Source organism: Microbulbifer epialgicus, assembly GCF_041447265.1.
Lineage (GTDB): Bacteria > Pseudomonadota > Gammaproteobacteria > Pseudomonadales > Cellvibrionaceae > Microbulbifer > Microbulbifer epialgicus.
In genome coordinates, this window is sequence record NZ_JBGMEK010000132.1 from 1 (window position 1) to 6,825 (window position 6,825).

The 6,825-nt window shown below is 54.5% G+C and carries 7 protein-coding genes; 6 read left to right on the plus strand and 1 reads right to left on the minus strand.

Going from position 1 to position 6,825, the window contains the following annotated elements; translation table 11 throughout:
* The coding region (locus ACCI49_RS22890) for a hypothetical protein (RefSeq protein ID WP_371841550.1) at window positions 1-472 on the plus strand (472 nt) is incomplete at its 5' end.
* Between the two features lie 385 nt (window positions 473-857).
* Here ACCI49_RS22890 and ACCI49_RS22895 read toward each other — a convergent pair.
* Entirely contained in the window at window positions 858-1,244 is a 387-nt protein-coding gene (locus ACCI49_RS22895) for a helix-turn-helix domain-containing protein (RefSeq protein WP_371841551.1), read from the minus strand.
* A 126-nt stretch (window positions 1,245-1,370) separates the two neighbouring features.
* Here ACCI49_RS22895 and ACCI49_RS22900 point away from each other — a divergent pair, with 126 nt between their 5' ends.
* The 5 genes from ACCI49_RS22900 (at window position 1,371) to ACCI49_RS22920 (ending at window position 6,787) form a co-directional block, all read left to right on the plus strand.
* On the plus strand, window positions 1,371-4,412 hold the full coding sequence (locus tag ACCI49_RS22900) for a CHC2 zinc finger domain-containing protein (protein ID WP_371841552.1): 3,042 nt from the start codon (window positions 1,371-1,373) through the stop codon (window positions 4,410-4,412).
* Window positions 4,413-4,436: 24 nt separating this feature from the next.
* A complete protein-coding gene (gene xerC / locus ACCI49_RS22905) occupies window positions 4,437-5,459 on the plus strand; it encodes a site-specific tyrosine recombinase XerC (RefSeq protein WP_371841553.1) in 1,023 nt (340 codons plus the stop codon).
* An 86-nt stretch (window positions 5,460-5,545) separates the two neighbouring features.
* Entirely contained in the window at window positions 5,546-5,833 is a 288-nt protein-coding gene (locus ACCI49_RS22910; protein WP_371841554.1) for a hypothetical protein, read from the plus strand.
* A gap of 445 nt (window positions 5,834-6,278) precedes the next feature.
* Entirely contained in the window at window positions 6,279-6,569 is a 291-nt protein-coding gene (locus ACCI49_RS22915; RefSeq protein ID WP_371841555.1) for a hypothetical protein, read from the plus strand.
* Window positions 6,488-6,787, plus strand: a complete 300-nt coding sequence (locus tag ACCI49_RS22920; protein ID WP_371841557.1) for a hypothetical protein — start codon at window positions 6,488-6,490, stop codon at window positions 6,785-6,787. Before ACCI49_RS22915 ends, ACCI49_RS22920 begins: the two co-directional genes overlap by 82 nt.
* The last annotated feature ends 38 nt before the right edge of the window (window positions 6,788-6,825 follow it).

Sequence of the window (6,825 nt, forward strand, 5' to 3'; positions counted from 1 at the left end):
TGCACAAAAGGCTCAGGGGCCTAGCTTTGCCGGCTTCTTAAGGGAAGAGGGTGTGAATATTCTTCTGCGAACTGGGCAGGCTGTTGGTGGAGCTGGGCAGGTTCTTTTAGGCTTTGCAGTTTGTAGTGGCGGTGTTACTTGTGCGGCTGGAGCTGTTATTGCAGCTAAAGGTGCCGATAATTTTCAGGCAGGAATTAGGGGGACGGATAGTGTTTCGCAGCAAGTACTAGTAGACCTTACTGGAAGCGAAAAAGCTGGAACACTAATCAATGCAGGTCTTGATTTGGGTACTTCTGTAGGCGGCCTAGTGCGAAGCGTTCCTAAAATAAGCGCATACGGAACACCGTACAATGCAACATGGTATAAAGGTGTTCCGGGCTACTATGAACCGGCCTTTAATCAGGCTACGAATACTGCCTTAACGATTGAACTATTTTCGAGTGGATCCACTATTTACAGTACTGTGGATTAAAGGTGGTAAGAGTGGATATTTTAATACTGTTGGTATACATATTGCTGCTTAGACTGGCTTTATTTTTCTTTTTTAGGAGGTTTACTTCCGAAATCAGCACATACGTTTTGGTAATTTTTTTGTTGATAATGGCTTTTGCCGTGCCGCTGCCGATTATGCTTGTCAAGAAAGAAGTTATTGTTAATAGCGTTCCTAATATACTTTTATCTGGGGTGTCTATTTTTTATTTTGCATTTGTAATTTCAAGAAAACTTAATCAGTGGAAGAGGAAATCGTAAAATAGGAAGTAAACACAGGCGCTGCTTTCAGATCTTACGGTTTAGAGAAAATCTATATTGCCCCGGCAGAGTAATCTGCTGGGGCTTTGTCATATATGGCAATAGCGTCAGTGACTAGCCTGCTGAATCACAGTCTCCAACATCTCACTGACAAACTTCTGTTTGGCCTTGGGCAGCAGGGCCACCTGCTCAACCTGCCGCAGTAGCTTCGGCACCGGCCCGCGTTTGGCGGGTTTATCCTCCATACCCACCAGCTCATCCACACTGATCCCAAACAGCTGCGCCAGCTTCGGCAGCATAGAAGCGGACACCTTGCGTCGCCCGGCCTCGAAGGACTGCATGTGCTGTTGGGAAATCCCCAAGTACTCTGCCAGCTGCACCTGGGTCATGCGCAGTTCTTTGCGCAGGCCGGCGATACGCTGGCCGAGCTGCTTAAAAAATAGTTGATCGTCTTCCGTCATCATGGCGAGTTCGTAGTCGGTCGCAGATGACATAGCTTACCCCCGATTTTTAGCAGCGCTCCGAATGGTTGTTGCAAATACTCCTAATAGAAGTATTATGCATCCCAATTATTTTTTTGCAAAACCTCTTGACAGGTTTTTAGCGGAAACGGGGGAAATATGGCGCGCATCGCAGACCAGGAGATCGAGCGGATCAAGTCTGAGATCTCCCTATTGCGTCTGGTCGAGAGCCAGGGCTACCAGCCCGAGAGGCAGGGGAAGGACTATGTGGTCTCTTGCCCGTTCCACGAGGAAAAAACCCCGAGCCTGATTATTAGTCCTAAATCCAACCTGTTTAACTGCTTCGGCTGCGGTGCCGCCGGCAGCGTGATTGACTGGGTGATGAAAACCCGGGGTGTGAGCTTCCGCTTTGCCTGCGAGTTATTGCAAAAGGACCTGGGCCTGATTACCGAAACCGGCACCAGGACGGTGAAGCAAAACACCACCATCAAACTGGATATGCCCCTGAATGCGGATGCTGATCACCAAATGGCGTTGGCGCAGGTCATGGAGTATTACCATCAAACACTGAAACAAAGCCCGGAAGCGTTGGCCTACCTGGAAAACCGGGGGTTGGGCGATAGGGAATTGATCGAGCATTTTAAGCTGGGCTTTGCCAATCGCACCCTGGGTTACCGCTTGCCGGAAAAAGCCTACAAAGCCGGTAAAGAAATTAGAGGCAAATTACAGGCTGTCGGTTTACTGCGAGCCTCTGGCCACGAGCATTTTAACGGCTCTTTAGTGGTACCGATCTTCAACCGTGACGGCGACCTGGTGGAAATCTATGGCCGCAAGATCCGCGATGATCTGCGCAAAGGAACCCCCAAGCACCTGTACCTGCCCGGCCCCCATGCCGGCGTCTGGAACAGCGAAGGGCTGGAGGGCCAGCGGGAAGTGATTCTGTGCGAAGCCCTGATCGATGCCATGACCTTCTGGGTCAATGGCTACCGCAATGTCACCGCCAGTTATGGCACCTCCGGTTTTACCGATGACCATTTGCAATGCTTTAAACACTGCGGTGTTGAGCGGGTCTTGATCGCCTACGACCGGGACGAAGCCGGCAACAAGGCCGCCGAACAACTGGCCAAACGCTTGAGTGAGGCCGGCATCGACGGCTTCCGTATCGAATTACCCAAGGGCATGGATGTTAACGAATACGCTTTACAGGTTACTCCGCCCGAAAAAAGCCTTGGTCTCGCGATCAGAAAAGCCGTCTGGCTGGGCAACGGCAAAGCCCCGGAACGACAGTTGGAGATTGAATCGCAAACCGGCCAACCGGTTACCCTCGAAGCGGAGAGTCTTACCACTGAAAACGAAGACAGCATCAATCCTGCTTTAGCCGCCCAATCCACAGCGCCACAAGCATCAGCATTACCAGCACTAACGCCAGCACCACCAGCGGAAGCCGTCCCCGAATCCCCGCAAAATGACATCGCCGCGGAAGTGACCGAGCAGGAAATTACCCTGAGCTTCGGCAACCCGAAAGTTAACCCTCGTCGCTACCGTATCCGCGGCCTGGAAAAAAACAAAAGCTATGAAGTGCTCAAGGTGAATCTACTGGCCAGTTGTGACGACGGCCTGCACGTAGACACCTTCGACCTGTACAACGCCAAGCACCGGCAGCAGTTTATCAAGCTGGCCGCGCTGGAACTGGCGCAGGAAGAAAACACCATTAAAAAAGACCTGGGCAAGGTGTTGCTCAAACTGGAACAGCTACAGGAACAACAGCTGGACGGTGACAAGGCGGAAGCAGAACAGCCGAACCGCTTAAGCGATCAAGAACAGCAGCAAGCCCTGGAACTGCTGCGCGATCCCGACCTGTTGCAGCGCATCCTGTCCGACTTCGAACGCTGTGGCGTAGTGGGAGAAGAAACCAACAAACTAGTGGGTTACCTCGCTGCCGGCAGCCGCAAACTGACCCGGCCCCTGGCGGTAATGATCCAAAGCACCAGCGCCGCCGGCAAAAGCAGTTTAATGGAAGCCGTATTAAACCTGGTACCGGAGGAAGAGCGGGTACAGTACTCCGCCATGACCGGGCAAAGCCTGTTTTATATGGGGGAAACCAACCTCAAACATAAAATCCTCGCCATTGCCGAAGAGGAAGGTGCAAGCCAGGCCAGCTACGCCCTAAAGCTGTTGCAGAGCGAAGGGCAGATCACTATCGCCAGCACCGGCAAAGACGACAGCAGCGGCAACCTGGTGACCCGTGAATACAAAGTGGAAGGCCCGGTGATGTTGTTCTTAACCACCACCGCCATCGATATCGACGAAGAGCTGTTAAACCGCTGTGTGGTACTCACGGTGAACGAATCCAGAGCGCAAACCCAGTTGATCCACGCCGCCCAACGCCAGCGCCGCACCCTGGCCGGCCTCACCGCCAGCCTGGAAAAAGAACACCTGGTAAAACTGCACCGCAACGTCCAGCGGCTACTCAAGCCCCTGGCCGTGATCAATCCCTATGCCGATCAACTCACCTTCCTCGACGACAAAACCCGCACCCGCAGAGACCACGAAAAGTACCTCACCCTGATCGACAGCATTGCCCTGTTGCACCAATACCAGCGTGAAGTAAAAACGGTGAATAGCAATGGCAAGACCATTGAATACCTGGAAGTGCAACTCAGTGATATCGAAATCGCCAACCGGCTGGCCCATGAAATACTGGGCCGCACCCTCGACGAGTTACCGCCACAAACGCGCAAGCTGTTGAAGCTGATCCAGCAGATGGTCACCAAAGCGTGCAAACAGCAAAGTCTGGAACAAAAGGACTATCGCTTTAGCCGCCGGGATATCCGCGAGTTTACCGGCTGGAGTGACAACCAACTGAAAGTCCACTGCCTGCGCTTAACCGAACTGGAATACCTGCTGATCCACCGGGGTGGCCGCGGTCAATCCATCAGTTATGAACTGCTGTATGACAATATCGATGAGCGGGGAGCAGCCCACCTGATGGGGCTGATCGACAGTGAAACCCTGCAAAACCCCCGCTATGACCAACAAAAGTTGGGGGCAGAAAAACCTAAGTTGGCCCCAAGTTGCCCTCAAGTTGGCGCCAAGTTGGACTCTCAAAAAACGCCACAGCCCATCGCTGACAAGGCGTTACGAAGAAGTGGCCCGAAAAACTCAAAAAGCACTTCTTGCCCTGAAAAAAAATACTCCTGAATCCGTCGTACTCGCCTGATCGTAATGGACAATAAAAGCCTCCGCTTCCTTAGCCGTCTGTATCTGGAACACCTGCAAGTGATGCACTACTCCCCGCGCACCGTGGGCCAGCAAACCACCGCACTGGATCAGTTCGCCAACTGGTGCGAAGAGCGGGGCATCGGCCGCGCTAACGAAGTCACCAAACCGATCCTGGAGCGCTACCGCCGGCACCTGCACCACTCCAGAGACCGTAGCGGCAAACCCTACAGCGCCAGAAACCAAGCCGCCCGGCTGATCCCCATCCGCGGCTTCTTTAAATGGGCCACCCGGCAAAATTATTTACTCTACAATCCCGCCAGTGAGCTGGAGCTGCCGAAGATGGAGCGGCGCCTGCCCAAGGCCACCTTAAGCGCCGAAGAAGCCGAAACTATCCTCGCCCAACCAAACACCACAACCCCGGAAGGGCTCAGAGATAGAACCCTCCTGGAAGTGCTCTACAGCACCGGCATCCGGCGTATGGAATGCGTCAACCTGCAAAAAGCCGACCTCAATGCCAGCCAGGGTGTACTGGCCGTGCGGCAGGGCAAAGGCAAAAAAGACCGCTTCGTCCCGATTGGCGAAAGGGCCATCGAATGGCTGCAACACTACCTCGAAGACATCCGCCCCGGCTTTGTGGTGGAACCGGACAGCCAGCAAATCTTTATCGAAGCGAACGGGCTTCCGCTAACCCCCGACCGCCTCAGCCGCCTGGTGAGCACATACATCCAGCAAGCCGACATCGGCAAAACCGGCTCCTGCCACCTGTTCCGCCACACCGTCGCCACCCTGATGCTGGACAACGGCGCCGACATCCGTTTTATCCAGCAAATGCTTGGCCACGCACACCTGCAAACCACTGAGATATATACCCATGTCTCGATCGTCAAACTGAAACAAATTTACGCAGTGACTCACCCGGCCAAGCGGCAGCAAAAAAAGCAGCGAGCCGACTGCCTGCCAATAGAAAACGAAAGGGCTGCATTGTTGGATGCACTGGATAGCGAGTGCGAAGCTGACGACGAGTAGCGCGGTAGGCTTTACGAAACCTGTTTCTACGTAGAAATTTTTACGGACAAAAGCAGAGGAGAGTCTGGAGGCAAGATACGTGGATTGTGTTACAAAATGGCCCTCGACACAGTGCCACCAATCCGCCTGTCACATGGCTTGCGAAAAACGGCAGCAAGCCAAGGCGCCAGGCTTGCCCCCTGCCAGCGGAAAATAGCAATCGTCCGTTCAGCCTTCGCCACAAAAGACGTGGCTCCGGGCAGTTCTCCGCTGCGCTACAAACTGCACAGGAAAAAAAGGTGGCTGCAAAGGCAAGCTCGCGTCTGTCACCCCGCTTGCAGAAAAAGCGCAAGCAAGCCGCCAGCCACCATCTTCCCTTAGCGGCTGCTGTCTAAGCCATGCCTCCCCCGGCTCACAAAAGCCGTTCGCCTCCCCGCCCGAAAAACTCCTGCCCGCCGGCACGGGCAAGCCCTGTGCCGGCTGGGTGGACGGTGCCTTCAATAAACACTGTACCAACGTCAGGTTCCCAAGGCGGGCAGGCCGGGCTGGTCGCAGGGTTTTACCCCCCCTGGCCCCCCCAAGGGGGGAATCCATAAGGCCGCGGCAAGCCGCGAAAAAACTTTATCTCTCCCCCCTAAATCCCCCCGCTGGGGGGACTTGAGCCAGTGCCACCCGGAAAGTCCGTGTCTGCTGTGTGTCTCCTCAGCATAACCCCGTGCTCGCCCCCTCAAGGCCAAGCCGCTGCGCGGTGCTCCGCAAACAACGCTACGCAGCCTTGACCGGCCTGCGCGCGGGGTTCTGCACGTTCGCCACACAACATCCACTCAAGGAGGCATGGCCATGCCATCGCAAAAAGAGATCCAAGAACAAATAAACCAACTGTCGTATCCGCTCGATAAAATCCTCAACACCGCCAATAGCCTGCTTAAAACCGGCACCACCGGAGCCAGCACCAGCGAACAGATCGCCGCTGCGTTCGTGCTGGAGCGTATGGAATACTTGCCGCAAGGCTGGAGTGTTATCGAAGCCTGGGAGCGGCTTGATACCGAATGGCAGTACTACGTGAAGCTGCTGCAACAGGAATGCCGGCACCTGATCGAAGCCATCGAAGAAGCCGCACCACCGTTCTAGCCAAGCACCAAGAGGGGCAAGCGCCCCTCGGCTTTAGCCGCCTGTCGGCGGTCAGGCGCTGGCGCGCCTGCGCGGCTAAACATAAGGGGCCGTTGCCTCTGGAAAAACATCCGGCTAAGGTAAAACCCGCGTCGGGGCAAAAAAATGGTGAAGAGCCAGTGGCGCCGGGAAAAATGGTTGTTAACTCGTTGATTGCGCTAGGGAAAATGGGAAGTTAAGGTACGACTGGCCTCGGGGTGATGTTTTTGCACAAAAG